Here is a 20,725-nt window from a genome sequence, read left to right as displayed (position 1 = left end):
GGCAAGGCACGTCCGCCGCCCGGATTACATCTTGAAGCGGACACCCAGGCTGAAATAGCGCCCCTCCACCCGCAGATCGCGGCCAAAGAACTGCGTTTCGTTGTAGAAGCGATAGTTCTTGAACGGCTGTGCCAGAATATTGCTGACGTTCGCGACCAAGGAGATATTGCGAAACGCGTCGTAGCTGGCCGAAAAATCGAGTCGGGAGACCGGCCGCACCAGCTCACCGGCATATTGGTCTTCGTTGATATTGCGGTTGTAGCTGGTGACGTAGCGCGATCGCCAGTTATAGGACAGCCGCGCGGAGATGCCGCTCTTCTCGTAAAAGGCCGTCAGGTTGTACGCCCATTTCGACAGGCCGGTAATCTCCACCTGTCGGTCGCCCTCGCCCAGCACGCGGGGCAACTGATTGGTGCCATCGAGATAGGTCACGTTGCCCTGGACGCCGAAGCCCGACAGCGCACCGGGCAGGAAGTCGAAAAAGGTCTGGAGCGACGCCTCGATCCCCTTGATCCGCCCGTCACCGGCATTTTCCGGCCGGTTGAGCTGAACGCGGCCATAGATGGGATCGGTCACGACCTGGGTATAATAGCCGATGAAGCCGTTCAGGTCGCGATAGAAGGCGGCGACCGACGCCGATCCGTTCTTCGAGAAATACCATTCGAGCGACGCATCGTAATTCTTCGACGTCAGCGGCCGCAGATCGGGATTGCCGCCCGAACCGCTGGCGTCGAACACCGGCGGCGTGCCGTCGGGACCGGGGCTGTTGCGGGTGATATTAATCGACGGATTGAGCTGGCCGAAGCCCGGCCGGGTCCGCGTCTGGGTATAGCCCAGCCGTATCTGCCATTCGTTCGAGAAGCGGATCCGCGCGATCGCGGAGGGCAGCACATCGACATAATTTTGGCGCGTGACGCTGGGGACGATGCCGACCGTGCCGTCGGCGGCCTGCACCCGGCTGAACCCGCGATAGGTGCCGTCGGTGTTGACGATGCGCGCGCCGACCGTGCCGTCGATCCGTACCCCGCCCAGGTCGTAGTCGAACTTCCCCTGGCCATAGGCCGCATAGCTTGCTTCGCTGGCGGTGAAGCCGCCCAGCGGATCGAACGGGATCTCGGCGGTGGCGAACTTGGTCACCGCCTCGCGAATGCCATTGTCCGAGGGGAATAATAGGGTCGCGCGCTGCACCGATTGCAGCGCCAGCAGGCGCAGGGCCTCGGCATTGTCGCGGATCGCATCGCGACTGGGGGCGAGCCAGTTCTTGAAGCGTTGCGGATCGTCGCGAAACCCGTCGGTGATAAGCCCGAGCGCCCCCGTCGGCAGGCTGTCGAGCGGGATGTTCAGCCCGGCGGTATAGGCATAGCGATTGTTGTTCTGCGAATAGGCGTTGCGATCGCTGGCGCGGAAACCGAATTGCAGCCGCGGCAGCCAGCCCCAGTCGGTTTCGAGATCCAGGTCGATGCGACCCTGGACGCCATCGCCCTTGGTCACCAAGTCGCGCTGATAATAGCCGCGCCAACGGCTATTGGCCGGATTGTCGATGGCATAGCCGCCCAGATCGAACACCGCCGATCCGCGCACGTCCCAATCGACATTGATGGTGGGCGCGCTGGCGAGCTGGGCGTCGAGGCTATATTCCGACGCCTGATATTTGCTGTTGGTATAGGCGAAGTCGCCCGACAGCGTCGCGCGGCCGGTGGTCCATTTGAAACCCGCCGCCGCCTGCCACGTATCGGTGCGGTCATTCTGGGTCGAACGATAGAATTCGGGGACATAGCCGCCGGTCTTGGTGAAGCTGGCCGCCTTGTCCGGCTCGCCCGGCACCAGCACGACATTGCTCAACGTCGGCGCGACGCCGTTCGCATCGCGGCGTTCGAAATTGACGTTGAACGCATCGCGCAGCACCTGGCCGCGATAGGCCTGCCACAGCCCCTCGGCGAAGACTTCGAGATCGGAGGTCGGACGCCACTGGATCGTGCCGTTGACTGCCGGGCGATGGCGCACGCCCTTTTCATAGAAATTGCCCGCATTGGCCGGAAAGCGGAAATCCATGCCCACGCCCGGCGTGGTCACGGTCAGGTCGTCGGCGGCATCGTTCGCCCCGAAGCCGCGCGGCGAGATGATCGCGGAGTCGGCATAGCGATCGGCGTTGCGATAGGTGGTGCGGACATAGCTGACGTTGATCAGCGCGCCGACCTCCCCGATCGGCGTGTCCCAGCGCTTGGTCAGCAGCAGATTGCCCGCCGGGTCGAACGCCCGTGCCTGATCGTTATAGGAAGCGCGCAATTCGCCCGCGATCTCGGTATCCTTGACGTCGAACGGGCGGCGGGATCGCAGATTGACCAGCCCGGCAAGCCCCGGTTCAATGAGGTCGGACGTGCCCGATTTATAGACCTCGATCCCCGCCGCGACGCCCGCCGGAAAATCCTGAAGGTGCAGCACCCGGTCCTCGGCCGAGAAGAATTCGCGGCCGTTGAAGGTGGTCGCGACATCGGGCAGGCCGCGTACCAGGATCACCCCGGCTTCGTCGTTATAGCGCTGGACGGTGACGCCCGTGACGCGCGCAATCGCTTCGGCGGCATTGTTGTCGGGCAGCTTGCCGATGTCGTTCGATACGATCGCATCGACGATCGATGCGGAGTTGCGCTTGATCTCCTGCGCCGATCCCAGTGCGGCGCGATAGCCGGTGACGACGATATCGGCGCTGGCATCGTTTTCGGGCGCGGCATCGGCCTGCGCCTGGGCGCTCCTGTCCTGTGCGGCGGCGGGACTGGCGGCAAGCGGCACCAGCGCACTGGATGTCAGCAGGGCGAGCAAGGTCTTCGGCATAAATCCTCCCAGATTTCCGTTATGTTTTTTTGATTTTCAAAAGATCGACGGGGTGGGCGTCAGCCCGGCGCGATCGCTTCCACCGTCATGACGAAGCCGTTCATGTCAGCGCGAGCCCCCGGTCATCGGCCATGCCTGCATCGTCAGTCGCGCCGATCCGCCCCTAGCGCTCGCGCTCCAGCGAAGCGGGCCGCTGCCGCGAAAGAAGCGGTCGGTAATGGTGCGCGTGCCGTCGCCGACGAACACCTCCAGGATCGACTGATCGGCCAGCACGCGCAGCCGCACCCGCTTTCCCTTCAGGTCGACCGGCGCGATATGGCGGGTGGCGAACCCGTCATGGAAATGCGGGCCCGAGCGGGTGCGGTCGACGAACACCTCGTCCACGGTCGGGTTGACGCCGATCAGCGTCTGGTAACCCTGTTCGTCGGTCAGGGCGATCGTCACCTGCTCGGCCGCACCGGTGTCGAGATCGAGCGTCAGGTCGGCCGAGCCGCCTGCGATCGGCAGTGCGACCGGCGTTTCGCCGAGCGTCGCGGCGAAATCCTGTCGCTCGCCGCGCAGGCTCGCCACCTCGCGCACCGGCGCCTGGGCGATGCGATAACCGGCGGGCGTCTTCTTCAGCGTCACCTCGCGCGGGACGGTCATCAGGCCGCGGGCGGGCCAGGTCGGTATGGCCTCGGCATAGCGCCAGTCATTCGCCCAGCCGATCCAGATGCGGCGCGGGTCATCCTTGGGCAGGTCGTTCCACGACACGGCGGCGTAAAAGTCCGCGCCATAGTCCATCCACTGCGCCTCGCCGGGCCAGCCCGGCACCGGGATGAAGCGCTTGCCGTCGAAATCGCCGACGAAATACTGCCCGCCCGAACCGCCGCCGACCGCATTGTCGCCGAGATTGATGCCCAGCACCCAGCGCTTCTCGCCCGGTGCGCCGCCTTCGACCGGCAGTTCGAACAGATCGGGGCATTCCCAGTTCTTGCCCCGCCCGCCGGCCGGCCCGAAGCTGCTGGCAAAGGTCCATTGCTTCAGGTCGGGGGAGGTGAACAGCACCGCGCGGTTCTCCAAAGCCATCACCGCCACCATCACCCAACGCTTCGTGGGGGCATGCCAGAACACCTTGGGATCGCGGAACTCGGGCGATCCGACGCTCAGCACTTCGCCATGCACGGTCCAGGTCCGGCCGTGATCGTTGCTATAGGCGACATATTGCGATTGCAGCTTCGCCTTGGGATTATGCCCCGTATAGATGGCGACCAGCGGCGGCTTGCCGTTCCGGCCGAAGCCGGTCGTGTTGTTCCAGTCGACCACCGCGCTGCCCGAAAAGGCCATGACATCGGCGGTCTCGGGGATGGCGATCGGCAGTTCCTGCCAATGGACCAGATCGCGGCTGACCGCATGGCCCCAACTCATATGGCCCCAGCGATCGCCATACGGGTTATACTGGAAGAACAGGTGATACTCGCCGTCATAATAGACGAGGCCGTTGGGGTCGTTCATCCAGTTGCGCTGCGGCGCGAAATGATAGGTCGGGCGCGGATCGGGACGCTGCGCCGACGCGGTGGAGGCCAGCGCGATCCCGGTCATCGCAAGGAGGGCGATGGTCTTCATGCCGCCTGCCCCTTCAGGTTCATGTCTTCGAGTGCGACGCCGTTGGTCTCCGGCATCACGCGCAGCGTCCAGAGCAGTTGCAGCAGCATCATCGCGCCGAAGAATGCGAAGACCCAGCCGCCGACCGCGCTCGCCACGATCGGGAAAAGCCAGGTGATCGCCGCCGCCGCGACCCAGTGGGTGGTGGACCCCAGCGCCTGTCCCTTGCCGCGCACCGCGCTGGGGAAGACTTCCGAGATGAACACCCAGATCACCGCCCCCTGGCTAATCGCGAAGGCGGCGATGAAGGCGAGCAGGCCGCCCAGGATCAGCGTACCGTTCGGAACGCTGCGTTCGAGCTGCCAACCGACCAGCAGCAGCGCGGCGGCGCATACGACCGACCCGACGATCAGCAGCGGCTTGCGCCCGAACCGATCGATGAAAAACAGGGCGGCGACGGTGAAGAGCAGGTTGGTGCCCCCGACCGCGATCGACTGGAGCAGCGCGCTGTCGGCCCCCGCCCCCGCCAGTTCGAAGATGCGCGGCGCGTAATAGAGCAGCGCGTTGATGCCCGACAGCTGGTTGAACAGCGCGATGGCGATGGCGCAGGCGACCGGGAAGCTGTGCGCGCTCTGGAACAGCCGGGCATCGCCCTGCCCCGCATCGCGGCGTTCTGCGGCCTCGATCCGCGTCAGCTCGGCCGCAGGGTCCAGGAAGCCGAGGCGCGCCATGACCTGCACCGACTTCGCCTGTTGTCCATGCACCGCCAGCCAGCGCGGGCTTTCGGGAAGCAGGAAGGTCACGGCCAGGAACAGCGCCGAGGGCACCGCGACGATGCCGAACATCCACCGCCACGCCGCTTCGGGCGGCAGCGCCTGCGCGATCAGATAGTTGCTCAGGAACGCGATCAGGATGCCCAGGACGATGTTGAGCTGGTTCATAGCCACGAGGCGCCCACGGAACTTCGCGGGCGACACTTCGGCGATATAGATCGGCGTCACGACCGATGCCGCGCCGATCGCAAGGCCGCCCAGAAACCGGAACGCGATCAGCATCGGCCAGCTCTGCGCAAGCCCGGCACCGAGCGAGGAAACGACATAGGCGATGGCGACCGACAGCATGATCGCCTTTCGCCCATATCGGTCCGCGGGCGCGCCGGTGACCAGCGATCCGATGACGGTCCCGATCAGCGCGGAGGCGACGGTGAACCCCAGCGACGCATCGGTAAGGGCGAAGCGTTCCTGCAACGCCTGCGTGGCCCCGGAAATGACGGCGGTATCGAAGCCGAACAGCAACCCGCCCAGCGCCGCCCCGGCCGCGCTCAGCACGATCGCGATCGTCGCCCGTGCATCGTCCACATTCTGCCGACCGTCCGGCGTGGTGATGCTATGCATCGACCGTCTCCTTGTTCGCGTGAAAGGGTTCGGCCATGCGCCAGTGCATCGGCCATTGACGTGTCGCGGTGCGATAGGCGAGCGCCAGCGCACCGGTCAGCCCGGCGGAGGCCCCGGCGGTCGGCGCGGCGACATATTGGTCCATATCGATCGCCCGCATGCTGGCATCATAGCCAGCGAGCTTCGCGACCAGCGCGGATCGCACCCTCGGGTACATTTGCGGCTGCATCACCCCGCCGCCGACGATGATCCGGTCCGGGCGAACGACATAGGTGAGCGTGGCGCACAGCGCGGCGATATAGTCCGCCTCCATATCCCATGCCGGATGGTCGGCGGGCAGGCGTTCGGCTGGCATGCCCCAGCGCGCGCGCATCGCCGGACCAGAGGCCAGTCCCTCCAGGCAATCGCCATGAAACGGACAAATGCCCTCGAACGCTTCATCGCCGGGGGCGCGCGGCACCATGATGTGCCCGGCCTCCGGGTGGTTCGCCCCGCCATGCGGCGCGCCACCGATCAGCAAGCCGACGCCGATCCCCGTACCGATCGTAACATAGCAGAAGCTGTCCAGCCCCTGTCCGCTGCCGAACAGCTGCTCGCCCACCGCCGCGCAGTTCACGTCGGTGTCGAGCGTCATCGGCGCGTCCGTCATCCGGCGCAGATGGCCGAGCAGGTCGACATTTTCCCAGCCGGGTTTCGGGGTCGAGGTGATGCTGCCGTAATCGGCCGACAGCGGATTGAGCGAAAGCGGACCGAAGCTGCCGACCGAAAAGGCCGACAGATCGCCATGGACGCGCTGTGCCTCGCGGAAAAAGGCGCTGGTCGCGCCCAGGGTCTCGGCCGGGGTCGTGGTCGCGATCCGGGTTTCGGCGAGGATCGTCCCATCACGATCGGCGACGGCACACAGGAACTTCGTGCCCCCGGCCTCGATCCCGCCCAGCAGCAGCGGTTCGGTCACCACGAGCAGCCCGCCCGCCTTGTACGCCGAGATACGGTCGCCATCGTCATCCTCCCATCACCTGCCGCTCTTGCGGTCGATACCATTAAATCTACTAGTGTGATTTAGTTGGTCAAGGGCAAATTTTGCGGCTTTTCAGGGGCTTGCCGAGCAATCGTTTGCAGTTAGCGATACCAGACATGCCTCAGGCGGGCGGGATTTCGCGAAAGCCGACTAGCTGCGCTTGAACAAGCTGCTGAGATCAGGCGAATACTGTGCGTGCAGCGGCAACAGTCCTGCGCCGATCGCTGCGGCCTGCCGCCCCAGCGTGCCGATGCGCAGTTCGGGCGCGAAGAAATCGGGCGGGGCATGTTCGGCCAGCTGCCGTTCCACCGCCGCCGCGATGTCGGCCAATTCCTCCGCGGCCAGCGATCCGTCGAGGATGACCGCCTCGAGATCGAGCAGGCTGTTCGCACCCGAGATCGCGAAGGCCAATGCTTCGGTACAGCGCCGTCGCCAGCCTTCCAGTTCGGCAGGAGTGGCCGCGAGATCCCGATCGTATAGCGAGGCATGATGGATCAGCGAATCGCGCCGACCATCGGCCATGACGGGCATCGACGCCAGCGCCCCGGCATTGCCATGCCGCCCCTGCACCACCTGCCCGCCAAGGACCAGGCCCCCGCCGACAAAGGTGCCGAGGTTGATCAGGAGATAACTCTGGAGGTCGGCCCCCGCCCCGCACAACAGATGCGCCAGCGCCGCCGCATTGCCGTCATTGTCGAAAAAGGTCGGCCAGTGCAGTCCGGCGCGCAGGCGGCTGGCGACATCGCCGCGCCGCCACTCCTCGGCCTGATCCTCGGAAATGCCGAGTTCGTCGCGCCATTCGCCCAGGAACCACGGCATCGCTATGCCAATGCCCAGAAAGGTGCTGGGATCGCGCAGCGACGCCGGCAGTTGCTCGTGCAGGAACCGGTCGATCCGTTCCACGACCAGGTCGATGGTCGGAAAGGCGCTGGCATCGCAATGCACCGCCTTTTGCTGCCCGTCGAAGTCGAGCAAGACCAGCGTCATGGCGTTCCGGCCGATTTCCACGCCGACCGTGTATCCGCGCGCCCCGTTGATACGATAGACCGTGGCGGGCTGCCCCATGCCGCCCGTGCGCTTCTCGGCCTGGAACAGCAATCCGTCGCTGTCGAGTTCGTCGATGATGCGGACCACGGCCTGGGGTGACAGTCCCGTCACCCGCGCCAGTTCGGCCTTGGATGCACCGTTTAATCGCCGGATCGCCGACAGGATCAGCCGCTCGTTATACCGCCGCATTCCGCTCGCGTTCGTGCCCTTTCGCACCCCATGCATATGGGCATCCGCTCCTATCGAACCATCGTTATCACCCTGTGATACACGGGATTCGGCAGAAAGTACCGCGTCACGCGCGCATTCATGGTACGGGCGAAGTCAGAGCGTGATGGGTGGCGGCACGCATATCGCTACGACGCCGGACGCTCCTTCCCCGCATTGGCCATCGTCGAGCGTCGCGGAATAAGGGTTGGCGCTGCCATCTGGATCGGCTCGCATGGCCGACTGCGGCCCGAGATGAGCAGGTCCAGCGCGGTCATGGCGATCTGATCGAAGGACACGCGGAGCGTCGTGAGCGGCGTGGGAAGGCAGCCCAGGATGGGAATGTCATTATATCCGACCAGCGATACGTCCTCGGGCACCCTGAGCCCCAGATTGAGCAGCGCCGACATGGCCCCGATCGCCGTCTTGTCGTTGACCGCAAAGATCGCCGTGGGTGGCGACGACAGGCGCATCAAGGTCAGTGCCGCATCGGTGCCGGCATCGATGCTGAAGGTCGAGTCCACGATGAGATCGGGGTCGGGGCCGATGCCCTGTTCGCCAAGCGCCCGAAGATATCCCTCCTGCCTCCCCCCTGGCACTGGAGGCATAGCCCGGCCCCAGGATAATGCCGATCCGCCGATGGCCAAGGTCGAATAGATGCCCTTCGCTCGCCCTCGACCCGCTCGTCAGCCGTCGCGACCAGCGCGATACGACCGGTTCGCCCGCATGCCTGGGCGATGCCTTCGTACAGCATCGCCATAACCGTGCCGGTCAGCCTGGGACGATGCCCCCGATCGTCATCGTCTGCCCCCGGCGCAGGCTGGCTGTCGGCACTTCGCGGTGCATAGCCAAACTGTTCGGCGATCTGGCGCACCTTGCGCGGTATCGTTGCCCGATGACAACACGGATGCGCGAGACCGTCGATTTCGAAACCCCAGCTGCGACCGCAACATTGAGGATCGACGGAGCCGCATTGTTGGGCATGCCCGCACAGCGATGACGGAGAAAGAACGGTGCGGTCCGCTCGAGGTCCTGGCCGGATAGGCGCCCCAGCCGGTTCAGGGATCGAGCGGGTCCGCGGGATCGACGCGCAGCGCCTCATGGGATGGCCTCATGGCGATGGCGGTGGGGGCGAGACGCCCATCGGCGATGGCGGGCTGATAGCCGAGTTCGCGGCGGTTGCGCTCGACAAAGGCCGGGCTGGCGACCGCATCGATATGGGAGGCGTTGCTGACCACGAGCATGTCCCGGCCGAGCGGCGCGCCCATCGCGATCAAGCGGCGCGTGGCGTTGCGGACATTGGTCGTGGTATGCCGCGCATAGGGTTCGACCACGATCGCCTCCGCAGGGATGCCATAGCGTTCGATCAGGGCGCGCCGCATCTCCAGCGCCTCGACATGCGGCGTATCGCGTGGATGCACGGCACTGCCGCTGACGATCAGAAACGGCGCCACGCCCTTGGCGAATTGCTCGGCGGCGACGCGCACATTGACCTTGCCCTTGGCGCTGAGCGGCGTTTCCAGGTCATCCGGCCCGACCCCGAGGACTAGGATCGCGGTATAGCGATAGCGACCCCAGGCCATAGTCCGGGCCCGCCGGACGGCGGCGGCATTATACCGCTGATCCAGAGGCTCGAAGGCGACGGCCGCATTCTTGTCATTGGCATCGAGCAGGGCGAGCGCCAGCGACAGGCTTATGTCGCCGCCGACCGCCGGATCGCCGCGCTGCGCCCCGGCCATGACGACCGCATCGGCCACCTTGGCCGCAAAGGCCTCGCTCCCGAACGGCGCGTCGGACCCGTCGATCAGCGGATAGCGTGGCAGTTTGCCGATGCCATACACGCGCAATATGTCGTTCAGCCCATCGACCTGCCGCCGCACGTCATCCCCATGATCCGGGGAGCGCGCCGCCAGGGCCTCCCGCTCCTCGTCACGCAGGATCGCCGCCGCGACGACGCAATCAGGCACTCCCGCGCAGGCGGCGACGCGCCGATCCCGTGCGTCCCCCGCCAGCGGCCCGTGCAGCGCCGGAAACAGCCGCGCCGCCATCGCCGCCAGCTGGGTATCCCGGACCGCTGGCACGGCGGCGGGCAGCGGCTGGGCGATGGAGATCGCCAGCGCCGCCGCCGCCATCAGCCGCCCCATGGGCCTCACCAGGCCTTGCTGACGACGAAGCGGACGCTACGCCCGAAGATCGGGCGGCCATAGATCGCATCGCGCGAAGTCTGTCCGTCGAGCTGGTCGGTGCGGGGATTGCCCTCGGTCAGCCCCTTGTTGTTGAAGATATTGTCCCCGACGACCTGGAACTGGAACCCGCCATGGGTCAGCGTCGCGCCGAGCCCGAAGGTGTTATAGGCGGGCAGGCCGGTATTGTTGAACAGGTCGACATAACGACGTCCGACGAACTCGTAACGGCCATAGACCTCCACCTGATCGCCGCCTGCGTCAAAGGCGAAGGTCGGACGGATATTGCCGAACACCTTGGGCTCGCGGATGATCTGCTTGCCGTTGACGGCCGAAGGGTCGGCGCCCGAGCTGTTCTGCAGATTCTTGTACTTGGGCTCCTGATAGGTGAACGATCCGGAGACGAAGAACCAAGGCGCCGGGGCCAGCGTGCCGTCGACCTCGACGCCCTTGACCTCGGCCTGGCCGATAAAGGGTACCGACTGGTCGTTGCGGCCGGTCGTGGGATTGAACGCCACGAACGAGGCGTTGAACGGATCGAACTTCGTATAGAAGCCCGTCATATAGAGGTAGTTGCGTCCGAAGGATGCCTTCAGCCCAGCCTCATATTGGTCGGCCTGCGTCTTCACCAGCACGGGGTTGATATTGTAATAGCTGGCGGACTGCGGCGGCACCTCCAGATGCGAGGCACGCACATAGCCGCCGAAATGGGTGCTGACGTCGTAATTGATGCCGATCGTCCAGTTGGTCGCGACCGGGCTGTCCTTGCGTGTCTGGCGCCCGCCATCGAAGCTGCGGACGCTGTTGTCGGCGAGCGTGGCGGGATCGCCCAGATTGACCGAGGTCGATGTCAGGCCATAGCCACTGATATTGTACCATTCATGGCGAATGCCGCCATCGATGCGCAGGCCCGGCGTCACTTCCCAGGTGTCGTTGGCATAGAGCGCATAGACAGTGGAATCGACATCGCCCTGGTTCAGCGTCGTGCCGTAGCGCAGTACGCCCTTGTCGGTCGCCGAGCCCAGCACGGCCCCGCTCGCCGAATAGGCGACGAGGTCCAGCGTCCGGGGCTGGCCGCGCACCTCCATCAGATAATCCTGATAGACCGCCTTGTTGGTCAGCCCATAGGCCGAGGCATAGCCGCCCAGCCGCACGTCATGCGTGCCGAAACCCGTCTCGAACTTGCGCGTGACGCTGACATCGCCCTGCCCCGAATAGAAGCTCGAGTCGACGCCGCGATACTGGCCCTGCACGACCAGGCCCGACGCGGCATAAGGGTCATAGGCCGTCGCGCCATTGGTCCCCGACAGCGCATAGCCCAGCCGCGCGACGGACCCGAACGCGGCGGTCGCCGCACTTTGGAAACCATTGGCAAAGCTGTTGGCGTCGACCGGGTTGGAGGTCGAATAGAGCGCGTCGAAGCGCAGCTTGCCCTGGGTGTAGCCGGTCTTGGCCGAGAACTGCCAGCCGCCGAATTCGGCGTCATATTGCAGGCCGATATTGCCATATTCCATATGACGGCCATCGGCCAGATCCCGCGTCTCGCTACGCACGACCCCGGCAGAGTCGCGGTACTTCAGCGTCACCCCGCGAAAGGCGGGCGAGTTCAGCGTGCCGTGGAAGAAATCGATATAGGGATTGAGCGACACCGACGGATTGCGCGGATCGGCGATCGGGATCGGCAGATAGAAGCTGTTATGGTCGTTCAGATAGTTGACGCTGATCTTGAGCGTGCCGTTGTCGAGGTCGCGCTTGATATTGGCGCGGATCTGGCCGCCGCGATCATTGGGGAAGCCATTGTCGCGCTGCCCCCCATCCTGCCGCAGATAGCCGCCGATCGCATAATAGGTCCGTTCGCCCAGCGGCCCGGCCTGCATCGCGTCCAGGCGATACAGGTCGGTGGTGCCCACCGTCACCTGGACCTTGCCGCGCGTCGTGTCGGTGCCGGTCGCCGTGATCGAGTTGACGATCGCCGCCGCCTGGCTGGCGAAGATCGGCGCCGGGCCGCCGCGAACCACCTCGACCCGCTCGGTCATCAAGTCATAGCGGTTGAGGCTGTCGCCGCGGAAGAAATTGCCGTTGATGTCGTGGAATAGCGGCAGGCCGTCCTGCTGGAACACGGCATAGCCGTCATCGGTCGGAATGCCGCGAATGCGCGTGACGTTCTGCACCTCGCCGCCCGTCGCCTCGACCTGAATACCGGGCAGCTTGCCGAGCAGATCGGCGAAGTTCAGCGGGGCAAGCCGCTTCACATCGTCCTGCCCCAGCGAGTTGACCGCATAGGACACGTCGAAGCGCCGCTGCCGCCGGGCCGAACCCGTGACGATCACCTCTTCGCCGGTCGCCGACTGCGCCGCCATGTCCGCCTGCGCGGCATCGGTCGTCGCCGTCTCATTGGCCGTCTGCGCACTCGCCAGTTGCGGGGTGAGGAGAAGGGCCGCGCTCAGGGCGGTCGCGCGCAGCAGCGCGGCTTTGGCAAAGGTCATGATTTCCCCCGTTTCGGATGAATTGGCGGCTCCGATGCCCGTTGTTCGCGACAGATTTGTGAAGCTTTTGAGGGAAATGCATCAACCTGGATCAACGCGGCCGCGTCGTGACGGTCAAAATGCCCCCTTCCAGCAACGCATGATGCCCGACCCGCCAGTCTGCCAGCGTCCGTCCGTTCCAGTCCGCGCGGACGACCACGCCATCGCGGGGGCCGATCCGCCGCACTGTCATCCGTCGCCCCTGCCCCAGATCGATGCTCGTGCGCGCAAATGCCGGCACCGTAACCACATACCAGGGCTCACCCGGCACCAGCGGATACAGCCCCAGCGAGGCGAAGACATACCAGGCGGTCATCGCCCCGGCATCGTCGTCCATCCCGTCGGCAAATCCCTGCGGTGCCAGCGCAAAGCTGTGGCCGACAAAGGGCTGCGGCAGCTTGCCCGCATTGGTATAGGGATGCGCCATCGGCTGCGTCAGGATCTTGCGGACGAGATCGGCGGTCGCCTGGGGCTGCCCCGCCGCCGCGAACAGCCAGGGGACCTGGATGTCCGGCTCATTGGTCATGTTGAACAGGCCCGCGTCGAAAAAGCGGTGCAACTGCGCCAGCCACTCGGACGGGCCGACCGTCGCCACCATCCAGTCGAGATCGAAGACCGGCGCCCAGCGATATTGCCACAACGTCCCCTGATACAGCCCCCTCGCCTTGACGATATCGCCGTCCGCGCCCGGCGTCTGAAAGACCGAACGCCACATCGGGCGATAGCCATAGGCCTGCGCGGAGAAACGGCGCGCCGTCGCCCCGTCCCCCAGATCCTGCGCCAGCTGCGCGGTCGCCCAGTCGTCATAGGCGGCCTCGATCTGCTGGTCGGGGGTTTCGCGCTGGAGCGTGGCGCTGTCCGCCACCATGCCCGCAAGGGCCGCCCTGGCGTCGAACCCGGCGATGCCTTTGCGCCGCATGTCGAGCAGCGCGATCCCGGCATGTTCGGTGCGAACCGTCAGGAACGGCTCGTTCATCGTCGCCCATTGCGCCTTGCCGCGCCTATAGAGATCGGCGAGCGAGCGGGCGATATCCTGGCTGCGTTCGGGTTGCAGCAGCGCAAGCAGGGGTAGCTGGGTCCGGTAATTGTCCCATAGAGACCAGCTCGCATAGCGGGTCTGGCCTGCGGCCGACCGGGCAATCGTGCCGTCATTCTCGCGATGGCGACGATCGGGATCGTCGATCGCGACCGGGGTCTGGAAGACCCGGAACAGCGAGGTGTAGAACAGCGCGCGTTCGGCACGAGACCCTTCCGGCCTTACCCGGCCGAGCACATTGTTCCAGGCCGCTCGCGTTTCGGCGGCGACCGCGTCGAACCGGCGATTTCCCAGCTCCCGCTTGCGGACTAGCGCGGCGCCATCGACGTCGACGCTCGACAGGCCCGTCGCCAGTTCCACGACGTCGCCGCGCCGCACATCGAGGTCCAGGGTCGCAAGGCCCTCCTTCACGGTCAGCGTGCGGTGAAGCGGGCGACCGTTCAATGTCACCTGGCTGGACGAAAAGAGACGATAGAGCCCTTTGTCGCACACCGTCCCCGCGACCATCTCGGCGCGCAGATCGTCGCTGTCCGCCGTTCGCCATGCGGCCGAGGCCCGCTTGGCATAGCTGTGCCCCGCATCGATCCGCAGCACGACCCGTCCCGGCCGGTTCACCCGAAAGCGCAGCAGCCCCGCCCCCCGGGTCGCGGTGGCCTGTACCGTGACACCATCGTCGGACGCGACCTGATAGAAGCCGGCACTCGCGCGCTCGCTGCGCTTGTCGATGACCGCCGGGCCGCTTGTCCCTGCGGGCCGTAACGATACCAGCAGGTCTCCACCCCCGCCACCACAACCCACCCCGACGCCGCGTGTCAACGAAAAGCCGTGCAGCCGATCCGCCGCAAAATCATAGCCCGCATGGTTGGCGGGATCGGTATCAGGCCCCAGCTGCACCATACCGAATGGCGCCACCGCAGCGGGCGTCAACTGCCCGAAATCGGCCAGCGTCCCAACGAACGGATCGACCAGATCGGCAGGAGCATCGCGCCCGAATGCGGGCGTCGCGATCATGACCAGCCCAGCCGCAATGATGAATTTCATTCCTTGCTTCCCCGTTCGTCGCTCCGCCGAGCGAAAGGGCCATTCCCTATGCGCCTTTTTTGACGCCGCTATGACCTGCCGATCGGCTATGAGCCCGTTTTAGCTGGGTAAAAGCCCTTTTGCGTTCATGTGGTACTATGGCAAACGTCAGAAGCGGCATGGAGCCCGTTTTGGCCGAACGGAATCCGCCTTGAGACGAAGGCTCGATGCTATCTTTTGGGCACACCCGGTCTACCACACCGGGCGCTTGCTGTCCTAACTGCGCTGCCAATCCGTTACCGGGTTGCGCCCGCGATCCAAGCCGCGACCTCCGCTTTAAAAGCGCTAAAGGCGGCGTTCGCGGCCGTCAGGTTCACGCAGAATCTTTTCTCCAGACCGGGGTTTGCGGCCATGAAAAGAGCGGGGATGTCCTCACGCCGGGGTTGCATCCTCCCGTCGCCCGCTTCGATCTCCATCAGGATGACATGGGCGGCCTGCTCGTCCTCCTCCGTCCACCCGGTCGCCCTCGCCATCTGCTGGGCGCGGAGCTGGCAGATCGCTTGCATCATTTCGACCAGCCCCGCCCGCGCGGTCGCGAGGGGCCAGGCTGCGGCTTCCGCGACATGCCCGAACGCCCGAACCTCGGCATCGCGGTCATCGCTCAGCGCAACGGCGGCGGCGCGCAGATTTCGCCATTCGGCGGAACCGGTCCGACCTTCGCGATGCGCCATGAGCAAAGCCTGCATGACGTTCCGTGCCGCCTCGGGCCATGGCCGGATGGCGTTCAGCATCCAGCAGGCCAGCCGCGTCGCATCATCGGCCCCGGCTGTCACGGGATCGGGCTCTTCCATCCCCAATGCCTGGCGGAGCGTCTCCATCGCGGGCACGGTCGTCGTGCCGTTCATTCCGCAGCGTCCCCGCGCTTCAAGGCGTCCTCGATCATGAGCGCAAGCCGTGTCCGTGTCATGCCACCGACATGGCGGTCGATGATCGTGCGCCCGCGGCACGTGATCACCGTGGGCACCCCGCGCACGTCGAATTCTTTCGCAAGGTCCGGCGATGTTTCGATATCGATCTTTACCACGATGAGCTCCCCGGCATAATCCTGGGCGATATCGTCGATTGCCGGCGCCATGGCCCTGCACGGCCCGCACCAGGTCGCGCTGAAGACCAAAAGTTGCAGCGCATCACTCGAGACGGGGTCGGCCGTTTCCGGACGATTTTCATGGCCGGGAAGAATCGTGGTCACGTTAGGCATCTCGCTTTCCTGGGAATTTCTGGTTGGGTGCAGGGCGCGATGATCACGACGCGCCGCCGACCATCATCGCATCGATCCGGATCGTCGGCTGGCCGACACCAACGTCGAGATGCTGGCCGTCCTTGCTGCAACTGGCGACCCCATCGTCGAGCGCAAGGTCGTGGCCGACCATCGAAATCTGCTTCAAGGCCTCATGCCCCACCCCGATCAGCGTCGCGCCCTCGACCGGGGCGGTGATCCGGCCATTCTCGATGAGCCAGGCCTGCGTCGTGGTGAAGTTGAACCGGCCGCTGACGATATCGACCTGCCCTCCCCCAAAGGCGGTGGCGTAAATGCCGTTCTTGACAGAGGCGATCACGTCGTCGGGCGCGTGGCGCCCGGCGAGCAGGAAGGTGTTGGTCATGCGCGGCATCGGCAGATGGGCATAAGACTGCCGACGCCCGTTTCCGCTCGGCCGAGCGTTCATCAGCCCGGCGTTGAGCCGATCCTGCATCAACCCCGTCAACACGCCATCCTCGATCAACGTCGTGCGCATCGCCACCGAGCCTTCGTCATCGACGCCAAGCGAGCCGATCAGGCCGGGCAGGCCGCCATCGTCGACTACCGTCACGCCCGGCGCCGCGATCCGCTCGCCGATCCGCCCGGTAAAGGCCGACTGATTCTTGCGATGGTGATCGCCCTCCAGACCATGGCCGATCGCCTCGTGGAACAGGACACCGGGGTAGCCGGGCCCGAGCACGACCGGCATCATGCCCGATGGCGCGGGCCGGGCATCGAGATTGATACACGCCATCTCCACCGCCTGTGCGACGAGCCCGTCGATCCGGGCGTCGCCCACACCCTCGACCCCGTGACGTCCGCCCAGCCCTGCCTGTCCCTGCGCGCGGCGACCTTCTTTTTCCGCGACGATGGTGACGAACACTTGCATCGTCGGCCGAACGTCACCCGCGACGCGCCCGTCGAGATCGGCGACGAATATGCTCTGGTCGACGATCCGCAGAAAGGCATCCACCCTGGAGACTCGCGGGTCCGCCGCGCGGGCGACCATGTCGATCCGCTCCAGCAAGGCGATCCACGGGCCAGCACTGCCCGGCGCGTTCAGCGTGATCGGCGGATAGAGATTATGAACCTGCGGCGTGCCGATCATCGGCACCGCGACCTCACCGCCCTCCCCCCCGTCCAGCGCCCGCACCGCCGCCGCCAGCGTCGCGAGCGCCTCCGCCCCCATGTCCGCCGAATGGGCAAAGGCAACCTGGCCGCCCCGCGCCGCGCGCGCCCCAACACCCTGTCCGATCTGGTACGATCCGCCCGCGACGCGACCGTCCTCCAGCCAGAAGGTCCGCGTGCGTTTCGTCTCGAAGAACAGGTCGGCAAGGTCGGTGCCCGCACTCGCAAACCGGCCCAACGCTCGGGACAGGTCACCCATGTCCAACCCGGCGGGCGCCAGAATGCGCGCCATGGCGCTATCTATCGCGGGGCCGGGGGTCATGGCGCTCCTCCAATCTGCATGACATCGATCAGGATGGATCCGGTGGAAAAGGCACCGTGCCGCTCCACATCGTCACCGACCGCGACGATGCCGGTCAGCATATCGCGCAGATTGCCGCCGACCGTGACGTCGGTGACGGCGTGGACCGGCGAGCCGCCCTCCACCCACGCGCCCGCGACGGCATAGGTCCAGTTGCCGGTCACGGGATCGGCCGCGCCCCCGTTCAGTCGGCGCACGATCAGCCCCCGCCCCATCCGTCGGCACAGGTCCGCAAACGATCCACGCTCGGCCCGACTGGTCAGTGCGAGGTTCCACGGGCCATCGGCATTGCCGGTCGATGCCATGCCCAGCCGCCGCGCCGACCGCGTGCCGAGAAACAGCCCCTCGACCGTTCCGGCCCGGATGATGGTGCGGCACCGACCCGCAATCCCTTCGCGATCGAAGCCGCCGCTTGCCGGACCGAAGGGCTCATAGGGGTTCTCGTACATGTCGAGATGGGGCGCTGCGGCGGCCTTGCCCAGCGCATCGGGCAAGAAGGTCGCGCCGCGTAGCTGCGGATTGCCGGACAGAGCGTTGACCAGGCTGCCGATCACCGCGATCGCGGCGCGCGGCTCGAACAGCACGGGTGCCCTCTGCCCCGGCACCGCGCGCGCTCCCAATTGGCCCGCCGCCCGTGCTACCGCGCGGTCGGCCAATAGCTGGGTCGGGATCAGCCGGTCGAAGCGTCGATCGGAGCTGTCGGCACTGTCGTTGACCGCACCGTCCGCATCGCGGGCCAGCGCCACCAGCCACCGGCCATGGTTGGAATATGTCTGCCCGCGACAGAAACCCGCGCTCGTCGCCAGCGCATGGACGCCCTCGCTGGACGAGACACCTGACGACACGGTTTCCAGCGTCATGCCCGGCCCCGACGCGGCGCGGATCAGCGCATCGCCCTCCAGCGCCATCGTTCGCAGCCGGGCGATATCGACCCCCGACGGCGCATCGAGCGGCGGCAGCGGCGTATCGACGGCCATGTCGGCCAGGAAAGGCGGCAGCGCGTCGGGGTCCTCGCCGACCAAAGCCGCCATCGCATAGGCCTCGTCCACCGCCTCGGCGATCGCGTGCCGGTCCAGCGCCGCCGTACTTGCCGTTCCGCCCCGCGTCCCCCGATAGACGGTGACGGTGAGCCCCTGCCCCGCATCGCGCAGTGCCGTGTCCGTGGCCCCCGCGCGGGCCGTCACCCGCACGCCCGCCCCGGCGCTCGCCGAGGCGACGGCATGATCCGCCCCGATCCGCCGCGCGATGGCGACCGCCTGTCCGGCAATGTCCTCCATGTCCGCGACATCCGCAGCAAGCAGTCTGGTCATGATCGTGACTCCAGAGGTCCTGCCACCGCGCGACCGTCGGCAATGATCAGCGCATGGTCGTGATAGCGGTGGAGCCGCTCGTCATGGACGACGCTGATGATCGTGACGTCGGTCAGGCGCTGGCCGAGCAGATCGTGGAAATGCTGCGTGTTCGCCGGATCGAGCGCGCTCGTCGCCTCGTCCAGGATCAGCAGGTCGGGCTTCTGGAGCAGGATCCGCATCAGCGCGATCCGCTGCTGCTCGCCAGGGGACAGTTCCTCGGACCACATGCGCAGGGCGTGCAGATCATCGGCGAGATGCGACAGATGGACCGTGTCGAGCATCGCGGCAATCTCGGCATCGGCATGATCTTCCGGCGCATCGGGAAAGCAGATCGCTGCCTTCAGCGTGCCGAGCGGCAGATAGAGGCGCTGCGGCACGAACATGGCCGTGCTGCGATCTGCCAATGCGACCCGCCCCACGCCATCAGGCCACAGCCCGGCGAGCGCGCGCAACAACGTGCTCTTGCCCGCGCCCGACGGCCCACGGATCACCCAGCGTTCGCCCGCGCGCACCTGCCAGTCACCGACATCGACCAGCGGCTCGCCATGCGGGCGGCGGATGACGAGGCCAGCGGTTTCCACCGCGACCGCCGCCGCGGTGCCGACGGTCGCCGTGATGCCCGCCGGACGTTCGTAGTCGATCGCATCGTCCAGGGCCTTCAAGCGGTTAATGTACGAGATCTGCGTCGCCATCCGGGGGTAGAGGTGGACGAAGAACCCCAGTTGCGGCACCAGTGCCTGAAAGGCGTCCCGGCCGCCCATGACCTGACCGAAACTGATCGCACCGGCGAAATAGCGCGGGACGAGGATGAACAGCGGGATGATGGATCCGATCCGATCATACAGGCTGTTGGCGGCGTTGAGGCCGATCAGCGACCGGATGACGGACCGCGAGGTCAGATAGATGTTCTGCAGGGCGGTACGAAGCGAGAGCCGCTCGGCTCCGATGGCATTGGCAAGCCCGATCTGAGGAGCGTTACGGCGGACATGGATCAGGTTCGACCGGAAATCCGCCTCGCGGTGCTGCCACCTCATCATCGCCCGGATATACGGCCTGCCCAGCAGCACCATCACCACGCTGCTCGCCAGCACGTACAGAACCGCATAGACCACCGTGCTTCCCGGTATCGCCACATGCCGACCGAACAGCGCGAAACGGATCGGTGCGGCGGTTTCGAGCAGGATCATGATCGATGAGGCAGCCGACACGACCGCGCTGACCAGGCTCAGCAGGATCGACAAGGTGCCGACCTCGGGATCGGAGACGAATTTCACGTCGTCGGCGATGCGCTGGTCAGGATTGTCGATCATCCGCAGCCGTTCGATTTCGGCATAGCGGTTGCGCGCCAGCCAGCGGTCCAGATAGGTCCGGGTCAGATGGACGCGCCAGCGCAGGCACAATATGCGGCGGACATAGGGTTCGATGGTCTCGAAGGCGACCTGCAACGCCAGGATGCCGATGAACGCGGTGAGCAGCGAGGCAAAGCCCGCAACGTCACGATTTTCGACGCCGTCGAAGAAACGCTGTTGCCAACGGTTCATCAGCACGAAGAGCCATGCGCCCGCGAACTGGAATGCCAGCAGGACGATCAAGGCGCTCCACGCGAATTTCCAGTCCTTCGACGTCCAGTAATCGCGCAACAGGCCAAAGGCATGCCGCCACCGCTCGCCCGCCGGTTGCGGCCGGGCGAGCCCCGTTTCACGACGGGATTCACCGGATGGAACGGGTTGTGGCAACATCGATC

The 20,725-nt window shown here is 65.9% G+C and carries 14 protein-coding genes; all 14 read right to left on the bottom strand.

Features of this window, described 5'->3' with window-relative positions:
• Positions 1–24 precede the first annotated feature (24 nt).
• The gene (locus QE385_RS01370; protein WP_307098321.1) at positions 25–2,829 is read right to left on the bottom strand and encodes a TonB-dependent receptor; all 2,805 of its coding nucleotides are present in this window, start codon (positions 2,827–2,829) and stop codon (positions 25–27) included.
• A gap of 105 nt (positions 2,830–2,934) precedes the next feature.
• Positions 2,935–4,434, bottom strand: a complete 1,500-nt coding sequence (locus QE385_RS01365; RefSeq protein WP_307098319.1) for a glycoside hydrolase family 32 protein — start codon at positions 4,432–4,434, stop codon at positions 2,935–2,937.
• Positions 4,431–5,807 carry a sugar porter family MFS transporter gene (locus QE385_RS01360; protein ID WP_307098318.1) on the bottom strand — a complete coding sequence of 459 codons (1,377 nt, stop codon included), beginning with the start codon at positions 5,805–5,807 and terminating at the stop codon, positions 4,431–4,433. Before QE385_RS01360 ends, QE385_RS01365 begins: the two co-directional genes overlap by 4 nt.
• Positions 5,800–6,762 (bottom strand): ROK family protein, encoded by a 963-nt coding sequence (locus QE385_RS01355; protein WP_307098316.1) that lies wholly within the window; start codon positions 6,760–6,762, stop codon positions 5,800–5,802. Before QE385_RS01355 ends, QE385_RS01360 begins: the two co-directional genes overlap by 8 nt.
• 213 nt (positions 6,763–6,975) lie before the next feature.
• Positions 6,976–8,061 (bottom strand): ROK family transcriptional regulator, encoded by a 1,086-nt coding sequence (locus QE385_RS01350; protein WP_307098314.1) that lies wholly within the window; start codon positions 8,059–8,061, stop codon positions 6,976–6,978.
• Between the two features lie 167 nt (positions 8,062–8,228).
• Positions 8,229–8,687, bottom strand: a complete 459-nt coding sequence (locus tag QE385_RS01345) for a LacI family DNA-binding transcriptional regulator (RefSeq protein WP_307104506.1) — start codon at positions 8,685–8,687, stop codon at positions 8,229–8,231.
• Between the two features lie 450 nt (positions 8,688–9,137).
• Positions 9,138–10,223: a YdcF family protein gene (locus QE385_RS01340; RefSeq protein ID WP_307104504.1), complete on the bottom strand. Its 1,086-nt coding sequence runs from the start codon at positions 10,221–10,223 to the stop codon at positions 9,138–9,140.
• Between the two features lie 5 nt (positions 10,224–10,228).
• Positions 10,229–12,748: a TonB-dependent receptor gene (locus QE385_RS01335; protein WP_307098312.1), complete on the bottom strand. Its 2,520-nt coding sequence runs from the start codon at positions 12,746–12,748 to the stop codon at positions 10,229–10,231.
• A 91-nt stretch (positions 12,749–12,839) separates the two neighbouring features.
• Positions 12,840–14,864, bottom strand: coding sequence for a glycoside hydrolase domain-containing protein (locus tag QE385_RS01330; protein WP_307098310.1), 2,025 nt, complete (start codon positions 14,862–14,864; stop codon positions 12,840–12,842).
• Between the two features lie 275 nt (positions 14,865–15,139).
• A complete protein-coding gene (locus QE385_RS01325; RefSeq protein ID WP_307098308.1) occupies positions 15,140–15,634 on the bottom strand; it encodes a hypothetical protein in 495 nt (164 codons plus the stop codon).
• Positions 15,635–15,744: 110 nt separating this feature from the next.
• A complete protein-coding gene (locus QE385_RS01320; RefSeq protein WP_307098306.1) occupies positions 15,745–16,092 on the bottom strand; it encodes a co-chaperone YbbN in 348 nt (115 codons plus the stop codon).
• Between the two features lie 52 nt (positions 16,093–16,144).
• Complete coding sequence (locus QE385_RS01315) at positions 16,145–17,560, bottom strand: metallopeptidase TldD-related protein (RefSeq protein WP_307098304.1); 1,416 nt, start codon at positions 17,558–17,560, stop codon at positions 16,145–16,147.
• Positions 17,561–17,586: 26 nt separating this feature from the next.
• Positions 17,587–18,939: a TldD/PmbA family protein gene (locus QE385_RS01310; RefSeq protein WP_307098302.1), complete on the bottom strand. Its 1,353-nt coding sequence runs from the start codon at positions 18,937–18,939 to the stop codon at positions 17,587–17,589.
• On the bottom strand, positions 18,936–20,720 hold the full coding sequence (locus QE385_RS01305) for an ABC transporter ATP-binding protein/permease (protein ID WP_307098300.1): 1,785 nt from the start codon (positions 20,718–20,720) through the stop codon (positions 18,936–18,938). The genes QE385_RS01310 and QE385_RS01305 overlap by 4 nt, the downstream gene beginning before the upstream one ends.
• Positions 20,721–20,725 lie beyond the last annotated feature (5 nt).

Source organism: Sphingomonas sp. SORGH_AS_0950 (assembly GCF_030818415.1).
GTDB lineage: Bacteria > Pseudomonadota > Alphaproteobacteria > Sphingomonadales > Sphingomonadaceae > Sphingomonas.
The sequence above is the reverse complement of the archived record's forward strand: the minus strand, read 5'-3'. Positions and strand labels throughout refer to the sequence as shown.

What these genes read in the sequence shown, in the direction of transcription:
- QE385_RS01340 (WP_307104504.1), bottom strand. Translation starts at nt 10,223, where the DNA reads ATGGGGCGGCTGATGGCGGCGGCGGCGCTGGCGATCTCCATCGCCCAG.
- QE385_RS01350 (WP_307098314.1), bottom strand. Translation starts at nt 8,061, where the DNA reads ATGCGGCGGTATAACGAGCGGCTGATCCTGTCGGCGATCCGGCGATTA.
- QE385_RS01325 (WP_307098308.1), bottom strand. Translation starts at nt 15,634, where the DNA reads ATGCTGAACGCCATCCGGCCATGGCCCGAGGCGGCACGGAACGTCATG.
- QE385_RS01310 (WP_307098302.1), bottom strand. Translation starts at nt 18,939, where the DNA reads ATGACCAGACTGCTTGCTGCGGATGTCGCGGACATGGAGGACATTGCC.
- QE385_RS01330 (WP_307098310.1), bottom strand. Translation starts at nt 14,864, where the DNA reads ATGAAATTCATCATTGCGGCTGGGCTGGTCATGATCGCGACGCCCGCA.
- QE385_RS01360 (WP_307098318.1), bottom strand. Translation starts at nt 5,807, where the DNA reads ATGCATAGCATCACCACGCCGGACGGTCGGCAGAATGTGGACGATGCA.
- QE385_RS01305 (WP_307098300.1), bottom strand. Translation starts at nt 20,720, where the DNA reads ATGTTGCCACAACCCGTTCCATCCGGTGAATCCCGTCGTGAAACGGGG.
- QE385_RS01345 (WP_307104506.1), bottom strand. Translation starts at nt 8,687, where the DNA reads ATGCCTCCAGTGCCAGGGGGGAGGCAGGAGGGATATCTTCGGGCGCTT.
- QE385_RS01315 (WP_307098304.1), bottom strand. Translation starts at nt 17,560, where the DNA reads ATGGCGCGCATTCTGGCGCCCGCCGGGTTGGACATGGGTGACCTGTCC.
- QE385_RS01335 (WP_307098312.1), bottom strand. Translation starts at nt 12,748, where the DNA reads ATGACCTTTGCCAAAGCCGCGCTGCTGCGCGCGACCGCCCTGAGCGCG.
- QE385_RS01365 (WP_307098319.1), bottom strand. Translation starts at nt 4,434, where the DNA reads ATGAAGACCATCGCCCTCCTTGCGATGACCGGGATCGCGCTGGCCTCC.
- QE385_RS01370 (WP_307098321.1), bottom strand. Translation starts at nt 2,829, where the DNA reads ATGCCGAAGACCTTGCTCGCCCTGCTGACATCCAGTGCGCTGGTGCCG.